We start from the raw sequence: 23,777 nt of genomic DNA, 5'->3' as shown, positions 1-23,777 counted from the left end.
TGCAGCGAGCATAACATCCAGATAACCCGCTAATGGCTTCAACGACAACAATATCGACTAAGGCCATTGTCATCGTCGGCGGCGGCCTTGCCGGACTTACGGCAGCCTATCACCTTCATCGCAACGGGCTCGACTTTACCCTGGTCGAGGCACGGGAACGGCTGGGCGGCCGCATTCTCACGGCTGACCCGCAAACCGATGTCTCGCACGACGGTTTCGATCTCGGCCCTTCCTGGCTGGCCCGACATGCATCCGTCGGTTCAGGAATTTGCACGCGAGTTGGGGGGTCGATCAGACCTGGCAGAGCTGGATCAGTTTGGCAGGCAGCGAACAGCACTCAACGATCCCGGTTATCTGGCTGGGGCCATCGAAGCCGGTGAGCGTGTGGCCACGCCCCTGATCACCAGGCGAGACGGAGATCGTTCATCCCCTATCTTGAAATGCGAGGAAAGGAGCAGGTCATGAAAACAACCTATCGGGCGATGCAGATATCCACGTCCGGCGGCCTTGAGCTTGTGGACCGACCGACGCCGGGCGACGAAGAAGTGCTGATTGCGGTTGAAGCCTGCGGCATCTGCGGCGCGGATTTAAGCGACATCGACAAGGCGGACCGGAGACTACAGCCGCCGCGCGTTCCCGGCCACGAAGTGGTCGGCCGGATCATCGCGCTTGGATCAAACACGCCCTCGGCTTGGAAGCTCGGCCAGCGCGTCGGCGTTGGCCGGCTCGGCGGGCATTGCAACGAATGCAATGAATGCCGCCGTGGCCGTTTCAATCTATGCCGCAACCAGCCCGTTCTCGGTTCTTCCTGCGATGGCGGTTACGCGGAAATGATGATTGCGCGCGCGACCGGACTCGTTTCCATTCCGGACAAGCTTTCATCGGAAGAGGCAGCACCGATCCTTTGCGCCGGCATCGCCACATTCAATGCCTTGAAGAAATCGGGCGCTGAGGCAGGCGATACGGTTGCTATTCTCGGAATAGGCGGGCTCGGGCACATGGCGCTGCAATATGCCCGCAAGATGGGCTTCCGCGTGGTCGCGGTGGGTCGGGGCGACAATATTGCCGAAGATGCTGTGAAGCTCGGCGCCCATCGTTACATTGACACGAACAAGGAAAATGCCGCCGAGGCTTTGAATAAGATGGGCGGCGCCAAAGCGATCCTGACCACGATCGGCAATCCGGACGCCGTCTTGGTTTTGATGCCTGCACTTACACCGGAAGGCCGCCTGGTCGTGCTCGGCGTCGGCAAGGATCCCCTGCCGGTATCGACTGGATATCTGGTGGGCGCTGAGCGAGGCGTGATCGGCTCAATTACGGGGTCGCCGTTCGAGAACGAGAAGACATTGGACTTCAGCGTCCTGGCCGGCGTGCGGCCGATGATCGAAACCATGCCGCTGGAGCAGGCCGCCGAAGCGGTCCGAAGAATGCGTTCCGGTGAGGCGAAATTCCGGATCGTTCTGACGATGGGAGACCAGACCAATGCGGATCAATGAAGACCTGACAAAGCCGGTCATCGCCCATGCGGCCAAGCTCGACTGGGTGCCGAGCCCCGCCGCCGGCGTCGACCGACGGATGCTCTACCGCGTCGGCGGTGAAGTCGCGCGTGCGACCTCGATCGTGCGCTACGCGCCGGCAAGCGCCTTTCCCCGCCATGTCCATAGCGGCGGCGAAGAAATTCTTGTGCTTCAGGGGACGTTCCAAGATGAGCATGGCGACTATCCGGCCGGAAGCTATTTCCGCAACCCCCCGGCACCTCGCACGTACCGGCGCCGGAGGAGGGCTGCATGATTTTCGTGCGCCTTTGGCAGTTTCGTCAGGGCGACAGCATGCAGATTGTCCGGCAGCCAGGCGAAGGCCAAGCGGCCCCATTGCGCGCCGGCGCCCGTGCGGCGCGTGTTCTCTTCGAGGATATCGCGGAACGCGTTTCGATCGAGACCTGGCAGTCCGGCTCAGCCATTGCCATCGAAAATCGCCGTGGCCTCGAATTTCTGGTGCTGTCCGGCAGCCTGATATTGCAGGGCGAGACGCTGGAGCCGCAATGCTGGGGACGGTTGCCGGCAGGCAGATCATTTGAGGTGGCGACAGGCCCAGAGGGCGCCGAAATCTGGATCAAGGACGCCCCTCTTCAGCACGCCGATGTGCTGCCGATGCCCTCCTCGGCCACGCACCACAAACCAAGATATTGAGCAGGTCACGCAAATGGGGATCGCCGAGGCGACGTTCCGCGACAAGGACGATGTCGCGAAACAGGAAAAAATTGCGTCAAGAAACGTCTGGGTTCTGACGGCGGCACAGTCGCTCGGGGGCGCCAATTCTCCCATCGTCATTTCGCTCGGCGGGCTCGTCGGCCAGCATCTGGCATCTGATCCGGCCGCAGCAACTTTGCCGGTCAGCATGCTCAACCTGGGGCTTGCTCTGGGAACGCTGCCGGCTGCGGCCGTTATGCGCCGGTTCGGACGGCGCGCCGGATATATAATAGGTGCAGCGCTCGGTACGATCGCGGGGATCGTTGCCACGATGGGCATCGTCCAATCAAGCTTCATTGTCTTCTGCATGGGCACGCTGATCGCCGGTTTTTACTCGGCCTATGTCCAGAGCTACCGCTTTGCGGCGACCGACGGCCTGACTGGCGCCGGGCGTGACCGCGCAATATCGCGCGTGATGGTCGGCGGGCTGATTGCTGCCATCATCGGGCCGCAACTCGTCATATGGACGCGTAACGCTCTGCCGGGACATGCCTTTGCCGGCAGTTTCCTCAGCCAGGCGATGCTCGCCCTGCTCGCGGTGCCGATCCTTTTGCCACTGCGCCGCCCGGCGGGTTCCGCCGCCGTGCATGCCACCGCCATCAGCGCCCGCCCGCTTGCACAGATACTGACCTCGCCAGGCTATCTGCTGGCCGTTGCGACCGGCGTCGTCTCCTACGGCCTGATGACCTTCGTCATGACGGCGGCACCTATGGCCATGGTCGGACACGGCCATTCCGTCGATTCCGCAGCGCTTGGTATTCAGTGGCACGTTCTCGCCATGTTCGGGCCAAGCTTCATTACCGGCCGCCTCATGGCACGCTTCGGCAAGGAGCGCGTGGCGGCGGTGGGACTTCTCCTGATCGGCGGGTCGGCGCTTATTGCGCTCAGCGGTGTCGATATCGCGCACTTCTGGGGATCGCTTATCCTCTTGGGGCTGGGCTGGAATTGCGGCTTCATTGGCGCCACGGCGATGGTTGCCGAGTGTCATTCGCCATCCGAACGCGGCAAGGCGCAGGGCGCTAATGCATTTATGGTGTTCGGGACAGTTGCCTGCGCCTCCTTTTTCGCCGGTTCGCTGCTGCACAGCTCAGGCTGGAGCACGGTCAACTGGCTTGTGCTGCCGGCCGTAGCTTTTATGCTCGTTCCGTTGGTATCGCGCGCCGCCAGCTTACCCCGCAACAGATGAGGAAGGACTCTAGTGTCGGTTTCCGCGCGTCGCTCGATCAGATTGTACTCGCGCTTCATGTCTTGAGGCCGCAGCGCGTTTCTACGAGCGCTTGGCTTCCGGCGTGGCGCGCGCAACCGTCACCCAGGACGCCTTGGCATGGCAATCGGTTTTGTCTCGGACGGCTAATGCGGCAGGACACGCAACTTGCGCGGCGAACGAAACTGCCTCACCACGCATCCCGCAATCACGCGAGGGGTGTGCGGCCCATCTCTCGGGCAAGCGTCAGGAAGCCATCGATATAGGAGATGGTCTCCTCGCCGCGCCTGACGCCCAGATTGATGCTCTTCCGGATGCCGGCTTCTCCGAGGCTGAGCGCCCGTATCGGCATTCCTGCCCCATCCTCGTGCAGCAACCAGTCCGGAAGGACGGTGACCCCCCTGCCCGCGCAGACGAGTTGCAACATCAGGTCTACGGTTTCGGCCGTGCGGTGCTGACGGGGCCGATAATGGGCGGGAACGAGAAACTTGGTGTAAATGTCCAATCGCTCTAGGGTGACGGGAACAGTGATTAGCTCTTCGTCCATCAGATCGTGCGGTTGCACGCATGTCCTGCCGGCAAGAGGATGGGACTCGTGCACCATAAGGACCAGCTCGTAATCGAACACGGGCGTGAACAGCAGCTCCGGCGCCTCTACCGGGTCCGGCGTTATCAAGAGGTCGATTTCATAACCGAGCAGCGCCTCGACCCCGTCGAAGCGAAAGGCGGTGCGCACGTCGAAATCCACGTCGAGCCACTGAGCCAGATAGGGTGTCGCCATTCTCGAGAGCCAGCGCTGGCAGGGATGGCATTCCATGCCAACTCGGAGCATTCCTCTTCGCCCCAATGAGAAGTCTATGAGGACCCGTTCCGCGTGCTCCAGTTGCGGCAGAACCCGCTCGGCCACGGTGAGCAGGTATTCGCCCGTTTGCGTTAGGCGCAAACCCCGACCGGTTTTCATCCAGATCTTGATGCCATGCCGATCCTCGAACTTCGCGATCGTGTGGCTGAGCGCCGACTGTGTGACGTTCATCTTCTCGGCCGCCGCGGTGACGCTGCCGTGACGGTTGACTTCCCTCAGGATCGCAAGATGCTGCCGATCTATCATTATGACCTCCGCTCATCACCACATGAATTCATACCATTTCCATTCATAATGAACTGCGATTAACCTTTTCGTCAACCATGATCCTGCCGAGGCAGCCGCGACGGACGAAAGGAAATGTATTGACGAAGCTTGCAACTGCGCCGCATCCGCGTGGGGATCACGCCATGCCGTCATCTATTTTTGACGAGGTCATCGATCGCAAGAACAGCAACTCGATGAAATGGGCTTTCGCCGAGCGCCTGCTGTCCGCAGACGAAGCGGCCGCCGATCCTCTTCCCATGTGGGTTGCCGATACCGATTTCAAAGCCCCGCGACCGGTCATCGATGCGCTTGCCGAGGCTGTCCAGCACGGCGTCTTCGGCTATCCCGGCGGCATGACCAAAAATTACCTTGAGGCCGTGACCGGATGGCAGGCAAAGCGCTTCGGTTTTGACGTGGCGCCGGAATGGGTTGTTGCCTCGGCCGGCATCATTACCATCCTGAAGGTCGCCGCACAGGCGTTTTCCGCGCCTGGCGACTCCATTCTCATCCAGCCGCCCGTCTATGCCCATTTCCACAACGACATGCTGATGAATGGCCGTCATCTGGCCTTCGCCCCGCTCGTTCGCACCGAGGACGGCTACCGGTTCGATGCCGCCATTTTCGAGGCGGCCATACGGCCCAACACGAAGATCTTCATCCTCAGCAATCCGCACAATCCGACCGGAAATGTCTGGTCGGAAGAAGAACTGCGGACCATGGGAGAGATCTGCGCCCGGCACGACATTCTGGTGATTTCCGACGAAATTCACCAGGACCTGATCCTCAACCCGGCGAAGAAACACATCGCCTTCGCATCGCTGGGCGAAAAATTCGCGCAAATGAGCATCACGTGCACCGCGCCGAGCAAGACCTTCAATCTGCCGGGTCTGCAATGCGCAAATATCTTCGTGCCGAATCCGCGGCTGCGTGGTGAACTGCTGCGCCAATACGACCGCAACATGTTCCCGCTGGTCAACGTACTGGGCATGGTCGCTTGCGAAGCGGCCTATGCCCATGGCGAACCCTGGCTGGAGGAGATGCTCGCCTATGTGCGCGGCAATCACCTCTATTTCGCGGATCGGATCAATAATGCGACCGACAAGGTCCGCGTGCTTCCGGCAGACTCGCTCTATCTCGCCTGGATGGATTGCCGTGGGCTCGGCATGGATGCCGCAACACTCGAAAAATTCATGCTGACCAAGGCGCGCGTCTGGCTCGACAAGGGCCAGAAGTTTGGGATTGAGGGCCGCGGCTATATGCGCGTCAATCTCGGCTGTCCTCGCTCGACTGTCGATGATGCGATCACCCGCATCAACGCCGCCATCTCTAAACTGTGAGGCGCGCCGATGTCTCAAACGATTGAAAAACGCATGGCCGAACTCGGGCTAGAACTGCCTGAAGCGGCGAAGTCGGTAGCGAACTATCTCCCCATCGTCGCAAGCGGCAATCTCATTCTCACGTCGGGTCAGCTGCCACTGTCGAACGGCAAGTTGATTGCCACAGGTCTCGTCGGCCGCGAGCTTGACGTCACGGCCGCAGCGCTGGCTGCCAGACAATGCGCCTTGAACATCCTCGCCCAGGCGCAGGCACATCTCGGCAGCCTCGATCGGATTGCACGGATCATCAAGATCACGGTCTTCGTGGCTTCGGCTGAGGACTTCACCGAGCAACATCTCGTTGCAAACGGGGCGTCTGATGTCCTCCTCGCTGTCTGCGGCGACAAAGGCAAGCACGCGCGCTCCGCCGTCGGCGTCGCCGCTTTGCCGATGAATGCACCCGTCGAGATAGAGGCGATGCTCGAAATCGACCAATAACAATACGTGTCACCAGGCTCTGCGGAACGACGAACAATCGGGAACTCAACCGATCCCAAAGCGGAGAACCGGCAGGAAGCCGCTGCTTTCGGATCACAAACCGGGAGAATGTCAATGAAGAAGACTTTGTTGTTGGCCACAGTGGCCGCGGCGACGCTGACGGCGGGCATAGCGTCGGCCGGCACGATGGCCGACGTCCAGGCGCGTGGCAAGCTCAACTGCGGCGTGACCGGTGGTCAGGCTGGTTTCTCCGCGCCGGATGCGTCCGGCGTTTGGCAAGGCATGGACGTCGCCTATTGTCGGGCGATCGCCGCCGCGGTCCTGAAGGACCCCAATGCGGTGAACTTCGTGCCGACGACCGGCCAGACGCGCTTTACGGCGCTCGCATCGGGCGAAATCGACATCCTGTCGCGCACTACGACCTGGACGTTTTCGCGCGACGTCGACCTCAAGTTCACCTTTGCCGGCGTGAATTTCTATGACGGGCAAGCCTTCATGGTGCCAAAGGCGCTCGGCGCAAAGAGCGCCAAGGACCTGAACGGCGCGACGATCTGCATCCAGACAGGCACCACCACCGAGCTGAACCTTGCGGAATATTTTCGCAAGAACAGCATGACCTACGAGCCGGTACCGGTCGAGAACAATGCCGACATCGCCCAGAAGTACTTGGCTGGCGCCTGCGACGTTTATACCAGCGACGGATCGGACCTCGCCTCTACGCGCTCCAGCTTCAAGACTCCGCAGGACCACGTCATTCTTCCGGATGTCATCTCGAAAGAGCCATTGGGTCCGCTTGTGCGTCAGGGCGACGACCAATGGGCTGATGTGGCGCGATGGACGTTGCAGGCGCTGATTGCTGCCGAAGAGCTCGACGTCACCGCAGAGAATGTCGAAAAGCTTTCCGCCGGCACCGACAACCCCGAAATAAACCGCCTGTTGGGCAAGGAAGGCAATCTCGGCGAACAGCTCGGCCTCGATGCCGCCTGGGCCAAACGTGTGATTGCCGCCGAGGGCAATTACGGGGAAATCTTCGCCAAGAACATCGGCGAGAAAACGCCGATCGGATTGGCCCGCGGACAAAACGCCTTGTGGAACCAGGGCGGTCTTATGTACCCGCTGCCGTTCCGCTGAGAGCCTTCAAGGTGCGGGCTTGCCCCCGCGCCTTTCGCTTTCGCCTCGTCTGCCCGCACCGAAGGCCGCGCAGACCTTCAGGGAGATATCTCGCATGACAATGAAAACCGGTGCTCCGCGCCAGCCGTTTCACCTGGGCATGCTGTTTAACGACACCCGTTATCGAGCACGGACGATCCAGATCCTGGCGTTCATCCTGCTCCTGCTTGCGGCAGCGTGGCTGGTCGACAACACGATTCGCAATCTCGCCGCACTTGGAAAAGACTTCTCCTTCGGTTTTCTATGGAGCACGGCCGGTTACGACATTTCTCCGCATGCCATCGACTACTCCAGCACAAGCACACACGCCCGTGCCGCCGTCGTCGGCCTGCTCAACACGCTGATTGTCGCCGCAATGGCGTGCTTGACCGCATCAATTCTTGGCGTTTTGGCAGGGGTGCTGAGGCTTTCAGACAACTGGATCGTCGCCCGCTTGATGACGGTTTATGTCGAGAGCTTCCGCAACATTCCGGCTCTGCTCTGGATCATCGTCGTAGCTGCGGTGATGTCGCAGGCGATGCCGACACCGAACGCATTTCGCGGCGAGCATCCCACAGCAGCGATAATGCTCTGGGACAGCATCGCGGTTACGAACCGCGGCATCTACCTACCCACGCCCGCCTTCTCGCAAAGCCTGGGGCCGGCTCCTGATGTGCTTGGAGCATTTGATCTCAATTACGTAGCGATTCTGACTATTGTGGCGCTTTCACTCATCGGGCATCGGGGATTGGTAAAAGCACGCCGCGCAGGTCCAAGGCAAAACCGGTCAGCGCCCGGCCACGTGGTGGAAGAGCCTGGGCGTCTTTGCGTTGCCGATGATAATCCTCCTTTACGTACTCGGCTTCCACTTAGACTGTCCGGCCTTGAAGGGCTTGAACTTCACCGGCGGTCTGCAGTTGCGCAATGCCTTCATCGCGCTCTGGATAGGGCTGAGCCTCTATACCGGCGCCTTCATTGCGGAAATCGTTCGTTCCGGCATTCTTGCCATTTCGAAGGGCCAGTCTGAAGCGGCGCATGCGCTTGGGCTCTCCTCAGGACGCACGATGCGTCTGGTAATCTTGCCGCAGGCCCTGCGGGTCATCGTGCCGCCGCTGATCTCGCAATATCTCAACATCACGAAAAATACGTCGCTGGGCCTAGCCGTCGGCTACATGGATCTCCGTTCGACGCTCGGGGGCATCACGATCAACCAGACCGGGCGCGAGCTCGAAGGCATGCTGATGCTGATGCTGACTTATGTCGCGATCAGCCTCAGCATCTCGGCTGCCATGAACATCTACAACAATCGCGTCAGCCTGAAGGAGCGTTGAGATGAACATGCAAAACCTCTCCTTTGTGCGCCAGGACATGGTCGCCGCATCGCCAAGGCCTTCGGGGCGAGGGGGGACGCTCGAATGGACGAGAAAAAATCTTTTCAACAGCTGGCTCAGCACGCTTCTAACAGTCGGGTCCGTACTTACGGTCGCATGGCTCATCGTGGCCGTCGCACCATGGCTCGGCAATTCAGTCTGGCGGGCCAACTCACTTGTCGAGTGTCGGCAAGTCCTGGGCGATGCGCCGGGCGCGTGTTGGGGCGTGATCCGCGACCGCTGGCCGCAGCTTCTCTTCGGTTTCTACCCTGCGCATCTCTACTGGCGGCCGGTGCTGGCATTCGCGCTGCTCTTCGCCGCTTTGGCGCCAGTTCTGCTCCGCGCTTTGCCGCGACGGGCTCTCTGGTTCAGCATCGTCTACCCCGGCATAGCCTATTTCCTGATCTGGGGTGGCAGCCTCTGGTTTCCGATCTCGGTCTATTTCGGCTTCGCTGTCGGCGCTGGACTGTTCATGTTGGCAGCACGGGCCGGAAAAGGGCCGAGCGTCGGCATTGCTGTCATCGGCGCGAGCGTCTGGTGGGTTTATGCGGCCCAGCCGATCTCGTCCCTCGCAGACGGCATGGCTCCAATCGCTCTCGATAGCATCGCCTCGCGCGATGTCGGCGGCTTCCTGCTATCGATCATCATTGGCGTAACAGGGATAGCTATGTCGCTGCCGCTCGGGATCCTGCTTGCACTTGGCCGCCGTTCCAACCTGCCGCTCATCCATATGCTGAGCGTCGTGTTCATTGAATTCATCCGCGGCGTGCCGCTGATCACGCTCCTTTTCACGGCTTCGCTGCTGCTCAACTACTTCCTGCCGCCCGGCACGAACTTTGACCTCATCCTGCGCGTTGTGATCATGGTGACGCTCTTTGCCAGCGCCTATATGGCCGAGGTCATTCGTGGCGGTCTGGCCGCTCTACCGAAAGGACAGTATGAGGCGGCGGAAGCGCTCGGCCTTGACTACTGGAAGTCCCAGCAGCTCGTCATCCTGCCGCAGGCCCTCAAGATCTCAATCCCCGGCATCGTCAATTCCTTCATCGGGCTGTTCAAGGACACGACGCTCGTCATGTTCATCGGATTGCTTGACCCGATCGCCCTTGCCGCCGCCATTCGTGCCAACACCAACTGGCAGGGCATATACTGGGAGCTCTTCATCTTCATCGGCGCCGTGTTTTTCGTCTTCTGCTTCAGCATGTCGCGCTACTCGCAATATTTGGAGCGTCGGCTGAAGACCGACCACCGGTAGGAGGATATCATAATGACCAACATCATGATGAAAACGGCGTCGTTACAGGACGACCGGCCAAGTCTTGCAGATATCGCCGTCGAGATTAGCGCCATGAACAAGTGGTATGGCGAGTTCCACGTCCTGCGCGACATCAATCTCACCGTGCAGCGGGGCGAGCGGATCGTCATTTGCGGACCGTCCGGCTCCGGAAAATCAACCATGATCCGCTGCATCAATCGGCTTGAGGAACATCAGGCCGGCAAGATCGTCGTCGACGGTATCGAACTGACCAACGACCTGAAGAAGATCGAGGAAGTCCGCCGCGAAGTCGGAATGGTGTTCCAGCATTTCAATCTCTTTCCGCATTTGACGATCCTTCAGAACTGCACCCTCGCACCGATCTGGGTCCGCAAGATGCCGCAAAAGGAAGCCAGGGAACTCGCCATGCACTTTCTTGAGAAAGTGAAAATACCGGATCAGGCGCATAAATATCCGGGTCAGCTCTCCGGCGGGCAGCAGCAGCGCGTGGCGATCGCGCGAGCTCTCTGCATGAAGCCGCGGCTGATGTTGTTCGATGAGCCGACCTCCGCGCTTGATCCAGAGATGATCAAGGAAGTGCTCGATACGATGATCGCGCTTGCCGAAGAAGGCATGACCATGCTCTGCGTCACCCATGAAATGGGTTTTGCCCAAGCGGTGGCCAACAGGGTGATCTTCATGGATCGGGGTCAAATCGTAGAACAGAACGAACCCAAGGCATTTTTCGGCGCGCCGCAATCGGAACGCACGCGCGCATTCCTCAGTCAGATCTTGGGTCACTAGGCAATAGCTACCGTTGAAGTTTGGGCACTGGCCGTATAGCATTTGATGACACAGCAGTGTCAGTGACGAACCGACTCGGGACTGCACGGACATCTGTTTGAGGCGGTCTAAATCCAAGCACTGACGCCCTGAACTTACCGGCAATCATCCGGAGACATTCATATCTTGGCCAAGTTTCTATTCTCGCGCCTCGCCGCGGGAATTCTCAGTGTTTGGATTGGCAACCTTCCAACCGCATCTAACGCGGGGGACATGATGCACCCGTAGGGCGTGCGGACCGCCGATTGGCTCCGCCTCAGCACCCGTCACCGTGATCGAATACTCGTCGCCGACCTGCCCCCATCGCGTCGAATACCGAACGCATGTCGCACTGCAGATCGAAGAGGAATTCGTCCGCACCGGTAAGGTCAGGATTGTCTTCCGACTAATTGTGCGCAACAATGTGGACATGGTCATCTTGATGCTTGCCGAACGGCAGCCCGCACCGAAGTCCCAGCAAATCCTGGATGCCTATTATGCAAGGCATGACGAGATCGTGCAATCGAGCAACATCGAACAGCACGGCGCTGAATCCGGGTTAACAGTCATGCTCGGATGATTTCGGCCATGTATTGTGGGTTTCTGCCTGCTTTGTTTCGTCTGAGTTTGATACTGCGCTTGTCGTTATGGCTTCGAACCATGTTGATGGCGAAGTGTCGGACGACGGCCATGTTGGCTGGTCCATGCCCGGTTCGAGATCGGGCGGCATCCTCGTTGAAGGTGACGTCGAGTACCCAATGGAGGGAGTTCTCGATGGCCCAATGGCCACGTATGGCCTCGGCGAACTGGAGCGCGGTCATCGACCGTGAGGAGATATAGAAGCGGACCTGGCTGCTTTGCCTGGACTTTTCATAGACTTGTGCTTGCACCTTGACGATGGTGGCGATGGACGGGAAGCGGTATTCGCCGGGAAAGCGCCTGTCGCCGGAGAGCCAGTCGATTTGAGTGGAGACGGTGACCCGCCGCTCTTCGACCCGGCCATGGCCCTTGTCGACTTCGGTCACGGTTGAGGTGAGGTTTGCCGGAGCGTCGGCAAAGAAGCGCTCGATCTCACCCATCAGGCCGGGCTGATTGGCCTTGGCCGCCAGGAGGTAATCAGCGCCTGCATCGAGCACCGCCTGGGCGGTTTTGGCATTGCAGGCAATGGCGTCGATGGTCACGAGCGCGCCTTTCAGGCGATCCTTTTCGGCCAACCGTTCCAGCAGCAAGGGGATGGTGTCCTGCTCACAGCTTGTCGTTGCCACTGCCTCTTGTCCGAGAACCAGCCGTTCACGGGTGGCGAAAGCCGAGACGAGATGCAGCGCCGCCCGGCCGTTGGCCCGGTCATGACTGCCGCGCGAGGTCTTTCCGTCAATCGCCACCAGCGCCGGAGCATCGGGTCGAAGCGTCGCCGCCCAGGATATGAAGCAGTTCGAAAACAGGTCCGGATCGATCCGGTTGAGCAGAATGCGCAGCCAGCGCGAACCCGGTATGCCATGGTGATAGGGAAGAAACCGACGTAAAAACGCCAGGTTATCCTCTCCCCATTCGACGATCTCGTCAAAATCGTCGCATGCGCCGATCGTCCCGCAAACGACCAGAAGAAGCACCTCGGGTAACGGATGGGCGACCCGCCATTGCTCCCGCTCATCCTCAACGAGACTAAAATGGTCCAGCAAAACCCGCAGCCGCGGGCGATCGTCTTCAAACATGTCGGCCTCCAAATCACCGACACTCTCGAATCACACCCAAACCGTTCAGGGAAGAAACGTTAACCCGAGTTCAGAGCCGTGCATCGAACAGACACTGCGTGAAATCGGACGCTCCGTTGGGATCGACAAAGACGTGTTCAACAGGGCAGTGGCGGACCAGGCCATCCTTGAGCGTCTGAACAAGCTCACCGACCAGGCGACTGACGAATTCGAGGTAGAGGGAACGCCTCCCTTCTTCGTCAACGGCAAGAAAATCACTGGGGCGCCGAGCCTTGAGGAGATGCGCAGCGCAATTGCCGCTGCTCTGAATGGGCATTGACCTCCCATTTGGTTGACTGGCGGAGAAGGCCCATTCCTTCTCCGCACTTCCTTCGTATCGTGCTCAGCCGGCGACGGTATCGAAGGCATCCAGCACGCGCGACGAATAAACCAAAGCTGCACCGGCGTTGAGCGCAATCGCGACCCCAAGTGCCTCGGCAATTTACTCCCGCGTGGCGCCGACTTTCGCTGCTTCGGACGTATGGCTGGCGATGCAGCCGTCACAACGCGTGGTCACCGCAACGGCAAGGGCGATCAGTTCCCGGGTTTTGGCGTCCAACCGACCGCTCTTCTGACCTGCGCCACCGAGGGTACGAACGCCCTCAAGTGTCGCCGGCGAAAGCCGGCCAAGTTCGGTTACGCGTGAGGACAGTTCCTGCCGGTATTTTTCCCAGTCGAGCATTCGAAAGTTCTCCGTGAATTTGGGCTGATGCAACGCGATGTAAGAGCCGCAGCCTTCATCTTTGGTCAGGCCGCGACCACATCTCGGAAAGGAGTATGGAGAAAACTTCATCAACTGAAATGGTATGATTTCACGAACCCATGAGCACCAATCATGCTTGTTGCCGGACAACCCTTGGACAGAGAGACCGCGAGTTGGAGAGACGACCTTGAGCGGCGGCCCAAATACGCGAAGCCGAATGGGCCCGCATTGTCTGCGGGGGCTTCAGAAATATTAACAGGGCAGCGCGCCATTATGAATGTTGCTCATGGAGACATGAGATAGTGCCACTTATCGCAATAATGACCCTGTGATATTCCCTGACGTTACCTGCGCGCCGCGCATACGGCAGATCGACGGACGGTGCGCGCTCGTTGCGAGAAAAGCCACTGGCTGATTTCGACGCTCGGCTGTTGCGGATCATGATCGCTGCCCGCCGGAAATAAAGGGAGAGGACCAATGTCGAGATTTTCGGCCGAACGCGAGAAGGTGATTCTGGCTTCGGTCATGGCGGCCAATGCCAATCCCGGCTGGTTGACCACGCGTCGAGGCCCTGACCGGCGGCCATGGCATGCTCAACATCCCGGTCGTTGCAGTCTGCAACGTCATCGCGGCCGAACTGCGTCGTGGCATAAGCCCGGAAGTCAAGTTCGCCGATGCCGTGCGCCAGCCGATCGATGACCTTCTGACCAAGAGCATTGCTGTCGCCACGGCAGCCGGCGCCGACGGCGCCAATGCGGCGCTGATCGCGGCAACGCTGCTCTATCTCTGCGGCGCCAACGCCCAGGTCGGCATTCCTGCCGGTAACCGCAAGCTCGGCTCTTCGGCGCGCATGATCGCTGGCGTCAGCCGCTCCGGCCTTGCCGCCGTGCCGACGGCGAAGATGAACAACAAGATCTCGGGTTTCGCCGCCGTTGCGGCCGTCTACGAAGCCATGATGAAGGGGGAGCTCTCGCCGGTCCAGGGCCGTGACATTCCGGAAGGCGTGGGCGGCGGCGTGATGGTCGGCCACGGCGCGCTGGGCGAGGATTTGATTTTTCCCGGCATGGCCGAACGAGGGGCTGCCATCGGGACCAAGGCGATGATGGACGCTATGTCCGGCGCCGGCATGCCCAGCCAGAAGTTCCTCTCAGCCCTTTTTGGCGCGGCGGCGATCCTGGAAATCATCCATTCGGATGCCGACGTGGCCGAGGAATATGGCCCCTACGGCAAGGTCACCAGTGCTTTCGTCGCGGGGCGATCCGCCGTTCGCACCGCCGGCCTGCCCGAGAAAATACATGTCCGCATCACCGGCAAGGAAGTCGAGACCGCACGGCTGATCGGCGATCTCGGCCTGATCCTCAAGGATATCGGCGGGCCGACCGTGATCGGCATCATGGCGCTTGATGAAATCGTCTCGGTCTTCGAAGAAGGGATCTGCGGCGCGGGCGCGGGTCCCGTCAATCCGCCGCTCGGCCATATCTGCGGCGATGCGGTCATTGCGCTGATGTGTCTGTTGCAGGATGGTTCGACGGAACAGAGCGTGGCGCGCGCGCTACGTGCCCGTCGCCTTGGCTTCAGCTTCGATCCGGAAACTGCGATGGTGGCGATGAACATCGTTGCCCGCAAGGCGACGCAGATCTGCAACGGGCCGGTCACCGATGCAATGATCATGTCCTCCACCCCCATGGTCACCAAGGCGCTGCATGCCCGTGCGGCGCGCAGCTATGACGATCTCATGGCGGGCAGGAGCGTCGGCGAGATCGTCCGCGCGATGGACGAGGAGCGCCAGCTACTGGTGGAGACACGCGGGTCGGAATTCCTGAGCAAGGTGAAGGGTACCAATATCAAGGTTCATTTCACCAGGATCAGCAAGGGTGCGCGGCGATCGAGCAAGATGGCGGCGCGCTGGCTTGCCTTCGATCCGGCGCTCGACGCCGAAGTCACCGTCGGCGACGAGACGATCCATATGGAAGGCATCATCAACGCCGTGATCCCCGAAGTCGCGCAGGGCATCGGCAAGGAACGCGCGCCGTTCCTCACCGCACTTGCGCCGATCGCCAGCGAACTGCTGCTCGCCGGCAATGTAATTATCAACGTCACCATCCCGGCCGTCGTCGCCGCCGCCATGGGCAAGATGAGTGCGTCGGATGCGACGGGCGAAGCCCAGTCGGCAGGCCTGATTTCCGCCGGCATTCCCGGCACCAAGACCAAGGCAGAGGCAGCCGCCCTGGTCGCCGTCGAATCCATGGCGTTCTGATGGCGGGCGGCGTCATCCTCCTGATGGCCCAGATCGATGACGCGCCGGGCGAGTTGCTCGGGCACGTCATCGAGAAGATGGGCGAGATGGGCGCCAAGAATGTCCAGCTCCTTCCGAGTCTGGGCAAGAAGGGCCGCCCGTCCTATGTCCTGCTGGTTGACATAAACGCCGAAGACGAGCCGGACTTCGCCGGCCTGCTGGTCGGTGACCTCGGAATCTGGGGCTATCGGGCTCTCGAATCCCAGTACAAGCATTTCGACATCAGGCGTTATCGGACGCAACTTCGGCTAACGTGGAACGGCGGTGAACAAAGCTTTCCGCTGCGCCTCAAACGCATCCTGAGCGAGGGCGTGTTCATGCGGGCCAAGGCCGAACATGACGACCTCGTGGCGATTGCGGAGCAGATGAAAGATCGTCTGCCTATACCGGTCGCAGTGCTGAAGGCGGCGATCGAGACCAGCGTCGGATCGGCAGAACCTGGCGAGACCCTGCACGTCGACCTGTCCGGTTGGCAGCATTCGGAACGATGAAGGAGGTGGGCCTCATGCATATCCATCTTGATGTTCTGGGTGGCATCGCCGGCGACATGTTCGTCGCCGCGATGTTGGACGCATGGCCCGAGCTGGTTGGAACGGTAGAGAGAAATCTTCGTCTGGCAGGTCTGGACGAAGACGTGCAGGCGGTCTTTCGGGCACACAATGATGGCGTGCTGACCGGCAGCCGCTTTGACGTCACGAAGACCGGCTCCGAACAGGAAGCTTCCGGTCCTGATCCTCATCGCCATTCTCAAGGACATGGCCATGCGCATCATCATCACCATGACGAACATGGACATGCTCATCCTCATGAGGAGCATGTCCATAATGGCGACCACAGCCACAGCCACCACCATCACCACACCCATTGGCGCGACCTTCGCGCCATGCTCGACGGCAGCCGTTTGCCGGAGGGCGTCAAGCGCGCGGCCATAGCCATCTTCCACGAACTCGCCGTGGCCGAAGCCGCAGTACACGGCAGAAACGTCGGTGACGTAGCTTTCCATGAAGTCGGCAACTGGGATTCGATTGCCGATATCGTGGCGGCAGCTAGGTTGATCGACGCTGTTGGGGCCAAAAGCTGGTCGGTGGGTTCGTTGCCGATCGGGCGAGGCTGGGTCGAGACCGATCACGGGCGACTGCCCGTTCCCGCTCCCGCCACGACTCTTTTGTTGCGCGGGTTTGCCTTTCATGATGACGGTCGCCACGGTGAGCGCATCACGCCGACGGGAGCGGCGATCCTGTCCCATCTCTCGCCCGCGACAAGCCTCGGGTCGTCGCCTCGACTGCTCGAACGCACCGGTATCGGCTTCGGCACAAGACGCCTGCCCGGCATGAGCAACGTGCTTCGCATCCTGGCGTTCACCGAGGAGGGTGCAGCACAGGATCGGGTCGGCGTCATCCAGTTCGACATCGACGACCAGACCGGCGAGGAACTGGCCGTCGCCCTCGACCTTGTTCGCGCGGCCGAAGGTGTGATCGACGTGACCCAGACGCCGACCTTCGGCAAGAAGGGCCGCATGATGGCCTCGGTTCAGGTTCTCGCGCGCGTGGATGCGATCGACGCAATCGGAGCGCTCTGCCTGCGGCAGACCACGACGCTTGGCCTGCGCAGCCGGATCGAAGCGCGCACGGTCCTGCCGCGACAGTCGGTGACAACCGAGGACGGGATAAGGGTGAAGCTCGCCGACCGGCCCGGTGGGATGACGGCCAAGGCGGAAATGGACGACGCCCAAGGCGTTGATCGGAGCCACAAAGCCCGCGCCGAATTGCGCCGCCGGGCCGAAGCTGAGGCGCTGGAGCAAAAGTCATGATCGCGAAGGAAACCTCTCTCGCCCGTCTCAATGCCGTGTTCGACAGCGCCCGGCACGCGGCCGTGGCTGTCTCCGGCGGCGTCGACAGTATGACGCTCGCGTTTGTGGCGCATCGTCGGATGGGAGCTGACGTGATCATGTTCCACGCCGCCTCGGCCGCCGTTCCCCTGAGCGCCACCGAACGGGTCAAAGACTATGCAGCCCGTCATGGCTGGGACCTACGGATCATCGATGCGGGGGAATTTGCCGACGAACGTTATCTCGCCAATCCCTCGAACCGCTGCTTCTTCTGCAAGTCCAATCTCTACGGCACCCTGTCTTCGCTTTCGGCAGCGCAGCTCTTTTCCGGCACGAACACGGACGATCTTGGCGATTGGCGCCCTGGCCTCAAGGCGGCCTAAGCCAATGGTGTACGTCATCCCTTTGTCGAGGCCGGCATGTCCAAGGCAGATGTCCGTGCCATGGCGTCCGCCTATGATCTTGCTGACCTCGCCGAACTGCCTTCAGCGCCCTGCCTGTCGAGCCGCGTTGAGACGGCTCTCAGGATCGAACCCGAGATCCTGCAAGCCATCGATCGGGTCGAGATGCTGCTGCGGCGCGAGCTCTCGCCGGGAACGGTGCGCTGCAGGGTGCGGCAAACCGGGGTGGTTGTCGAACTCGATGAACCGACGCTGTCGAAACTCTCTGGCGATAGTCGCGCGCGCCTCGTGGGGCAGATTTCAGAGGCGTTCGGTAGTCGACGGCCGATCGATTTCCAGGCATACGCCCGAGGCAGCGCCTTTTTGCGGGAGCGAAATTCATGAACGAAGAAGTCCGGCTGGATTTCCAGCGCACAGAGCGCGTGGGATTCGATGAGGCAGTACTCTGCGCCCGGAAATCCGATGCGCAGCTTGCCACGATCATGGACCGCGTTTTAGAGCGCGGCACACGCTGTCTGTTGACGCGCCTCGAGGCGGAGGTCTTTGGTCGCCTCGCGCCGGCCTATCTTGAACGATTGGACTACGACCCCATCTCGCGGACAGCATTCCTGAATTGGACCCCGCCTGCCGAACAGCAAGCACCCGATATCGCCGTCGTGTCGGCCGGAAGTTCGGACATGCCCCAGGCCGCCGAGGTCTTGCGAACGCTGGCTTATCTCGGCGCCCCGACCAGACAGTTCATCGACATCGGCGTCGCAGGCCTATGGCGGTTACTGGAGCGGGTCGAGGAATTGCGGACTTTTCCCGTTATCGTCGCGGTTGCAGGCATGGACGGCGCTCTTCCCAGCGTGCTCGGCGGGCTCGTTCCCGGCGTGATCATCTGTCTTCCGACATCGACCGGGTACGGCGTGTCGAACGGAGGAGAAACCGCCCTGCACGCGGCACTCGCCTCATGCGCGCCCGGACTGACCGTCGTAAACATCGACAATGGCTACGGCGCCGCCTGTGCGGCGTTCCGAGCGCTCAGCATGGTCCGGCGGGTGTCTGTTCAAGATGGCAAGGGACGTCCGAATGCGTAGCCCTTTCGATGACGAACCGCTTTACGCCAAAACAAAAATTGCCATCGTTTATGCCTTGCTGGTCGCAGCCAACGTCCTGGCTTGGATCTGGGCTTGGACTTCGTTCTCCGATCGACCGGCACTGCTTGGCATGGCCCTTGTCGCCTATATGCTCGGTGTCCGTCACGCGTTTGATGCAGACCATATCGCCGCGATCGACAATGTCGTGCGCAAGCTTATGCACGAGGGTCGGCAGCCGTTTTCGGTTGGATTCTTCTTTTCGCTCGGCCATTCCAGCATCGTCGTTCTGGCGTCGCTTGCCGTTGCCATCACCGCCTATGCAATGCAGAGCCAGACTGAGGGTTTCCACGACATTGGCGGCGTAATCGGCACATCCGTCTCAGCACTGTTCCTGCTGGTGATCGGAATTGCCAATCTCGTTATCCTGAAACCTATCTGGGACGCCTTTTCGCGAGCGCGGCGTGGCGAGGAAATTGTCGATGAGGACCTTGATGCGCTGCTGGCTGGACGAGGCTTGCTGGCCCGCGTTTTTCGCCGCACCTTCAAGGTGGTCACACGCTCCTGGCATATGTATCCGATCGGCTTTCTCTTAGGCCTCGGCTTCGACACCGCCACGGAAATCGCTTTGCTGGGCGTTTCAGCTTCGCAGGCCGCGCAAGGCTTGTCGTTCTGGACGATCCTTGTGTTCCCGGCCCTCTTCACAGCCGGCATGTCGCTGATGGATACGACGGACAGCGCTCTGATGACGGGCGCCTACGGCTGGGCCCTTATGAACCCCGCCCGCAAGCTCTGGTACAATCTGACGGTCACCGCCGCCTCGGTGATTGTCGCGATCTTAATCGGAGGCGCAGAAGCGCTCGGCCTGATTTCCGACAAGCTCGGCTTGCGGGGCACTTTGTGGGAGGCAATCGCCACCTTTAACGACAGCCTTGAAAATCTCGGCTTTGGTGTCGTGGGCATCTTCATCGCGAGTTGGGTCGTTTCGGCAATGATCTATCGCATGAAAGGCTATGACCGCATTCACGCGAACGTATCTTGAGAAGGGAACGTACTCGACCCAAGCGAAGCACGCCGCCATATTTGCCGTGAGATCAATGTAACGGTCGATGGAAGTTCATCTTCCTCAGCGCGTCCTCTATAGAGCTCGCGCCGACCGAGGTGACCGCCTGCTCAAGATAGGATCGGATGTCTGCCTCGCTCTTTCCTTCCAACAACGCGATTTCTGCGATGCTTCTGCCGAGCGCTATCCACAGCAGGCAAGACCTTTCAATCGGTGAGAGTATCCATTTGGGCATCAAACACCTTTTGCGAACTGATCACCTCGTCCGTGGAATCCTGGCTCGCCAACCTGTTCGAAGGCCGCTTGCAACTTACGACCTGTCCGCCCAGGCCATAACCATTCAGAAACGCACCGATGCCTAGGGCGCGACCGCTTAGGAGCGGGCCGTCGTATCAATGCTCGGCAACCTTGCGTGAGCCCTCCAAAGCACCCTTGACATCAGCGACGAGACGTAGCGCGGGCGAACCTGCCGACATCGGAAGGTCGCCTGACCGCTCAAAAGCTTGCAAAAGGTCCTCAGAGGCGTCGAGCCGAAACTCGGTGACGATATCCTGCAGACGCCGGACCTCCCCTGCCAGCGATGTGCTTGCCGAAGTATATTCCTCGGCCATGGAAGCGTTTTGCTGGGTGACATGGTCCATCCGGTTCACAGCGCTGTTGATCTCCGTAAGGGCAGCGGACTGCTCGTTTGCAGACGTCGCAATGGCAGAAAGCTGGCTGCTGATCAGGCCTACCTCCTCCTCAATCTTTTCGAGCGTTCGTCCCGTTTCCTGCACCAGCTTTACCCCGGAACTCACTTCGCCCGTCGAATTGCGGATCAGTTCCTTGATCCCCTTGGCCGCCTGGGCAGATCGTTGAGCAAGTTCTCGGACTTCCTGGGCGACAACCGCAAAACCTTTGCCGGCTTCGCCGGCCCGGGATGCCTCGACGCCAGCATTCAAGGCAAGCAGGTTCGTCTGAAACGCTATCTCGTCGATGACACCGATGATATTCGCGATCTCGTTGGACGAATGTTCGATGCCCTGCATAGCCGAGATCGCCTTTGCCATCACGGCCGCAGAATTGCGTGCCGACGTATTCGCGTCCGCTGCCGCGCGGCGGGCCTCCTCGGTGCGCCTGGAGGAATTCGAAACTCCTTGTGTAACCTGATCAAGGGCGGCGGCGGTTTCCTCAAGAGAGACCGCCTGCTGCTCGGTCCGCTTGGAAAGCTCGAGGGCACTTTGGCTTATTTCCGATGTACCGCCATCGATCGCCGCAGTGGCGACTGCCACCGTCCGGAGGCCGGTTGCCAATTGCTCGCGCGCAGCGTTGAAGTCGGCGCGCAGTTGCTCGAATTCGCTGGCAAACGGTTGTTCCAGTCGGAACGTGAGGTCGCCACTGGCAAGATGCTTCAAACCTTCAGCAAGGCTGGAGGTGGCCTCCGTCATCTTGCTTACCCGCTCCCGCTCTAACTCTTCCGCACGCACACGTTCGCGCTCGCGCGCCTCGCGGCCAGCTTCGACGTCTCTTTCCATCTCGCGTGCTCGCAACCCATTGTCTTTGAATATCTGCACCGATTTCGCCATCATGCCCAGCTCGTCGCGACGATCGGTTCCTTCGACAATTGCCGAGAGATTGCCGCCCGCCAGCGTCGTCATCGTGTCGGCGATCCGCCGGATCGGCTTGACGATCCAGGCGCGAACGGCAAGCACGCCCAGAACCAGCACCGCTGCCAAAGCGATCACGGCGCCGCCCATTGCCCTTTTCGACGTATCGGAGGCCAAGGCGGAAACGTCGCTGCGCTTTTGGTCGGCATCCTCGATCATCTTGGCTGCCGCCACTGAAATCTCGGCGATATTGCCGCGAATGCCGGTTGGCACATGCTCAGAAAGAGCTGCTGGACCATGGCGATGCTGGCCTCGCTGTCTGCCGTTCGGCCAACAGCGATTGCCGCACCGCATGTCGTCGTCAAGATTGCGAACCCATCCGTCTTCAACGGCGGCAAGTCGGCTTGCGCCGGTAACGCGGCGATCGCCAGATCCATGGAGGCGACGAAGCTTTCCTGCGCCTCCTTGAGGCTTTCTTCAGCACGCACCCTGCCGTCTTTGGAGCGCGCCATGATCATGTCGCCGATATTGGCGCGGGCTGTCTGGAGGCTTCGGTTGGATTGGGCCAGGTGAAGGGCGGCGGCTGCGTTCTTTGTCAGGAGGTCGGTGTAGGCTGCGTCGATCCTGAACAACTCCCGGGTCTCGTAGAGGGAGAGGCCGAGGGCCACCAGCCCGAACATGCCGACAACGACGAAGAACTTGCCAACGATTGGAACGTGTTTCACACGCCACTCCCCTTTGAGATGATGTTGATATCCGCGTTCGCAAACACGGGGTTCCAAAAAGCCAGCCACTAAAAAAAGGGGCTGCCGCCGAGACCTGAACGACGACAGCCCCAGTCGCCCTGGGAGGCAGGCAAGACGACCGGAAATCCGAGCGCTTGCTCGTTTCATCCGGTCAGTCGCGAATGGCAGCTCCTGTTTGCGGATCGAACCAGTGCAGCTTTTCCAGATGGACGGTCAGCGGCAGGCGCTTGTTGGGCGCGGGCGTCGATACTGGCGGGATACGCGCCACCAGCCGGTTCGTGCCCTTTCGTTTGAACTCTGGCGGATCCTCCACGTCGCTGATGTCGACGGGCGGAGAGGCAATGTCGAAAAAGACGAAGGTGTCGGGGCCGAGCGCTTCGGCAACCGGGATCGGCTCGTTGAACAGCGCTTCATGCTCTTTGCACACCAGAAACATTTCCGGGCGTATCCCGGCGATCACCTGCCGTCCGGCATAGGCAGACAATGCGGCACTCGCGGGAACCGGAAACGCAATCCCGGTTCCCGCGATCGTCGCGCGCAGGCTTGCCCCGTCCGCCTCAAGGTCGGCCCGGACGAAATTCATCGCAGGCGAACCGATAAAACCGGCAACGAACAAATTCGCCGGCCGGTCGTAAAGCCGCTGCGGCGTGTCGATCTGCTGCAGGTTGCTCTCGCCGGCATCAGCGACAGGCTTCAGCACAGCAACCCTGTCACCCATCGTCATCGCTTCGACCTGGTCATGGGTGACGTAGAGCGTAGTAACGCCAAGACGCTGGTTTAAAAGCTTGAGCTCGGCCCGCATCTGGACGCGCAGCTTGGCGTCGAGATTGGACAGCGGTTCGTCCATCAGGAATGCCATCGGATGACGGACGATCGCCCGACCCATCGCGACGCGCTGTCGCTGACCGCCGGAGAGCGCGCCCGGCTTGCGGTTCAGGTATTTCGTAAGGTCGAGCATCTCGGCTGCGTCGCGCACAAGCTTCTCGATCTTGTCCTTCGGCATTTTGCGCTGCTGCAGGCCGAAGGCCATGTTCTCGTAGACCGTCATGTGCGGATACAGCGCATAGTTCTGGAATACCATCGCGATGTCGCGGTCCTGCGGCTCGGTGTTGGTGACATCCTGATCGTCCATAAGCAGCCGGCCGCTATTGAGCTGCTCGAGCCCGGCCGCCATCCGCAGAAGCGTAGATTTGCCGCAGCCCGACGGTCCGACCAGCACGACGAATTCACCGTCGCCGACCGTGAAGCTCACATTGGCGACGGCGACGGTCCCGTCCGGATAGGTTTTTCCAATCCCGTCAAAGGTCATGGACGCCATATAGTTCTTCTCCCAGTATC

Annotated in this window: 23 protein-coding genes and 3 pseudogenes; 19 read left to right on the top strand and 7 right to left on the bottom strand. The window is 60.5% G+C overall.

The window, feature by feature from the left end; translation table 11 throughout:
• Positions 1-32: 32 nt before the first annotated feature.
• From CCGE531_RS35335 to CCGE531_RS30455, 4 genes and pseudogenes are all read left to right on the top strand, one after another.
• Positions 33-380: an FAD-dependent oxidoreductase gene (locus CCGE531_RS35335; RefSeq protein WP_120670745.1), complete on the top strand. Its 348-nt coding sequence runs from the start codon at positions 33-35 to the stop codon at positions 378-380.
• Positions 381-461: 81 nt separating this feature from the next.
• Positions 462-1,496 carry an alcohol dehydrogenase gene (locus CCGE531_RS30465; protein WP_120670743.1) on the top strand — a complete coding sequence of 345 codons (1,035 nt, stop codon included), beginning with the start codon at positions 462-464 and terminating at the stop codon, positions 1,494-1,496.
• Positions 1,483-2,189, top strand: a pseudogene (locus CCGE531_RS30460) (cupin domain-containing protein). Before CCGE531_RS30465 ends, CCGE531_RS30460 begins: the two are co-directional and overlap by 14 nt.
• A gap of 13 nt (positions 2,190-2,202) precedes the next feature.
• The gene (locus CCGE531_RS30455; RefSeq protein ID WP_015341989.1) at positions 2,203-3,435 is read left to right on the top strand and encodes an MFS transporter; all 1,233 of its coding nucleotides are present in this window, start codon (positions 2,203-2,205) and stop codon (positions 3,433-3,435) included.
• A gap of 226 nt (positions 3,436-3,661) precedes the next feature.
• Here CCGE531_RS30455 and CCGE531_RS30450 read toward each other — a convergent pair whose 3' ends face one another.
• Entirely contained in the window at positions 3,662-4,561 is a 900-nt protein-coding gene (locus CCGE531_RS30450; protein WP_004112786.1) for a LysR family transcriptional regulator, read from the bottom strand.
• Positions 4,562-4,725: 164 nt separating this feature from the next.
• Between CCGE531_RS30450 and CCGE531_RS30445 the strand changes: the two genes are divergently transcribed.
• The 7 genes and pseudogenes from CCGE531_RS30445 (at position 4,726) to CCGE531_RS30415 (ending at position 11,569) form a co-directional block, all read left to right on the top strand.
• Positions 4,726-5,919, top strand: coding sequence for a MalY/PatB family protein (locus CCGE531_RS30445; RefSeq protein WP_244441505.1), 1,194 nt, complete (start codon positions 4,726-4,728; stop codon positions 5,917-5,919).
• 9 nt (positions 5,920-5,928) lie between these two features.
• On the top strand, positions 5,929-6,396 hold the full coding sequence (locus CCGE531_RS30440; RefSeq protein WP_004112782.1) for a RidA family protein: 468 nt from the start codon (positions 5,929-5,931) through the stop codon (positions 6,394-6,396).
• 114 nt (positions 6,397-6,510) lie between these two features.
• Complete coding sequence (locus CCGE531_RS30435; protein WP_004112780.1) at positions 6,511-7,527, top strand: amino acid ABC transporter substrate-binding protein; 1,017 nt, start codon at positions 6,511-6,513, stop codon at positions 7,525-7,527.
• Between the two features lie 94 nt (positions 7,528-7,621).
• Positions 7,622-8,876 (top strand): annotated as a pseudogene (locus CCGE531_RS30430) (ABC transporter permease subunit).
• 1 nt (position 8,877) lies between these two features.
• Entirely contained in the window at positions 8,878-10,167 is a 1,290-nt protein-coding gene (locus tag CCGE531_RS30425; RefSeq protein ID WP_120670741.1) for an amino acid ABC transporter permease, read from the top strand.
• A gap of 12 nt (positions 10,168-10,179) precedes the next feature.
• A complete protein-coding gene (locus CCGE531_RS30420) occupies positions 10,180-10,971 on the top strand; it encodes an amino acid ABC transporter ATP-binding protein (protein ID WP_004112771.1) in 792 nt (263 codons plus the stop codon).
• 283 nt (positions 10,972-11,254) lie between these two features.
• A complete protein-coding gene (locus CCGE531_RS30415) occupies positions 11,255-11,569 on the top strand; it encodes a thioredoxin domain-containing protein (protein WP_081598422.1) in 315 nt (104 codons plus the stop codon).
• On the opposite strand, the gene CCGE531_RS30410 is transcribed toward CCGE531_RS30415, so the two are convergent.
• Positions 11,556-12,701 carry an ISAs1 family transposase gene (locus CCGE531_RS30410; RefSeq protein ID WP_004112765.1) on the bottom strand — a complete coding sequence of 382 codons (1,146 nt, stop codon included), beginning with the start codon at positions 12,699-12,701 and terminating at the stop codon, positions 11,556-11,558. The genes CCGE531_RS30415 and CCGE531_RS30410 overlap by 14 nt on opposite strands.
• Here CCGE531_RS30410 and CCGE531_RS30405 point away from each other — a divergent pair.
• Positions 12,700-13,020, top strand: a complete 321-nt coding sequence (locus tag CCGE531_RS30405; RefSeq protein ID WP_120670739.1) for a DsbA family protein — start codon at positions 12,700-12,702, stop codon at positions 13,018-13,020. The genes CCGE531_RS30410 and CCGE531_RS30405 overlap by 2 nt on opposite strands.
• Before the next feature lie 63 nt (positions 13,021-13,083).
• On the opposite strand, the pseudogene CCGE531_RS30400 reads toward CCGE531_RS30405, so the two are convergent.
• Positions 13,084-13,422, bottom strand: a pseudogene (locus CCGE531_RS30400) (carboxymuconolactone decarboxylase family protein).
• A 365-nt stretch (positions 13,423-13,787) separates the two neighbouring features.
• Complete coding sequence (locus CCGE531_RS34550; protein ID WP_162944118.1) at positions 13,788-13,979, bottom strand: hypothetical protein; 192 nt, start codon at positions 13,977-13,979, stop codon at positions 13,788-13,790.
• 53 nt (positions 13,980-14,032) lie between these two features.
• Here CCGE531_RS34550 and CCGE531_RS30395 point away from each other — a divergent pair, with 53 nt between their 5' ends.
• The 7 genes from CCGE531_RS30395 to CCGE531_RS30370 are packed head-to-tail and all read left to right on the top strand — an operon-like array spanning position 14,033 to position 20,086.
• Positions 14,033-15,700: a hypothetical protein gene (locus CCGE531_RS30395; protein WP_245459599.1), complete on the top strand. Its 1,668-nt coding sequence runs from the start codon at positions 14,033-14,035 to the stop codon at positions 15,698-15,700.
• Positions 15,700-16,230 (top strand): nickel insertion protein, encoded by a 531-nt coding sequence (gene larC / locus CCGE531_RS30390; protein ID WP_120670737.1) that lies wholly within the window; start codon positions 15,700-15,702, stop codon positions 16,228-16,230. The genes CCGE531_RS30395 and larC overlap by 1 nt, the downstream gene beginning before the upstream one ends.
• A gap of 14 nt (positions 16,231-16,244) precedes the next feature.
• Positions 16,245-17,549 carry a LarC family nickel insertion protein gene (locus CCGE531_RS30385; RefSeq protein ID WP_120671007.1) on the top strand — a complete coding sequence of 435 codons (1,305 nt, stop codon included), beginning with the start codon at positions 16,245-16,247 and terminating at the stop codon, positions 17,547-17,549.
• Positions 17,546-17,950 (top strand): hypothetical protein, encoded by a 405-nt coding sequence (locus tag CCGE531_RS35330; protein ID WP_004112724.1) that lies wholly within the window; start codon positions 17,546-17,548, stop codon positions 17,948-17,950. Before CCGE531_RS30385 ends, CCGE531_RS35330 begins: the two co-directional genes overlap by 4 nt.
• A 36-nt stretch (positions 17,951-17,986) precedes the next feature.
• Positions 17,987-18,352: a hypothetical protein gene (locus CCGE531_RS35325; protein WP_004112722.1), complete on the top strand. Its 366-nt coding sequence runs from the start codon at positions 17,987-17,989 to the stop codon at positions 18,350-18,352.
• Positions 18,349-19,047 carry a nickel pincer cofactor biosynthesis protein LarB gene (gene larB / locus CCGE531_RS30375; protein WP_004112720.1) on the top strand — a complete coding sequence of 233 codons (699 nt, stop codon included), beginning with the start codon at positions 18,349-18,351 and terminating at the stop codon, positions 19,045-19,047. Before CCGE531_RS35325 ends, larB begins: the two co-directional genes overlap by 4 nt.
• On the top strand, positions 19,040-20,086 hold the full coding sequence (locus tag CCGE531_RS30370; RefSeq protein ID WP_120670735.1) for a HoxN/HupN/NixA family nickel/cobalt transporter: 1,047 nt from the start codon (positions 19,040-19,042) through the stop codon (positions 20,084-20,086). The genes larB and CCGE531_RS30370 overlap by 8 nt, the downstream gene beginning before the upstream one ends.
• Positions 20,087-20,499: 413 nt before the next feature.
• On the opposite strand, the gene CCGE531_RS30360 is transcribed toward CCGE531_RS30370, so the two are convergent.
• From CCGE531_RS30360 to ugpC, 3 genes are all read right to left on the bottom strand, one after another.
• The gene (locus CCGE531_RS30360) at positions 20,500-21,927 is read right to left on the bottom strand and encodes a methyl-accepting chemotaxis protein (RefSeq protein ID WP_240535385.1); all 1,428 of its coding nucleotides are present in this window, start codon (positions 21,925-21,927) and stop codon (positions 20,500-20,502) included.
• Entirely contained in the window at positions 21,909-22,418 is a 510-nt protein-coding gene (locus CCGE531_RS35020; RefSeq protein ID WP_240535384.1) for a hypothetical protein, read from the bottom strand. Before CCGE531_RS35020 ends, CCGE531_RS30360 begins: the two co-directional genes overlap by 19 nt.
• 172 nt (positions 22,419-22,590) lie before the next feature.
• Complete coding sequence (gene ugpC, locus CCGE531_RS30355; RefSeq protein ID WP_004112713.1) at positions 22,591-23,757, bottom strand: sn-glycerol-3-phosphate ABC transporter ATP-binding protein UgpC; 1,167 nt, start codon at positions 23,755-23,757, stop codon at positions 22,591-22,593.
• Positions 23,758-23,777: the final 20 nt, after the last annotated feature.

This window comes from Rhizobium sp. CCGE531, assembly GCF_003627795.1.
Taxonomy (GTDB): domain Bacteria; phylum Pseudomonadota; class Alphaproteobacteria; order Rhizobiales; family Rhizobiaceae; genus Rhizobium.
This window is presented reverse-complemented; position numbering and strand designations above follow the sequence as displayed.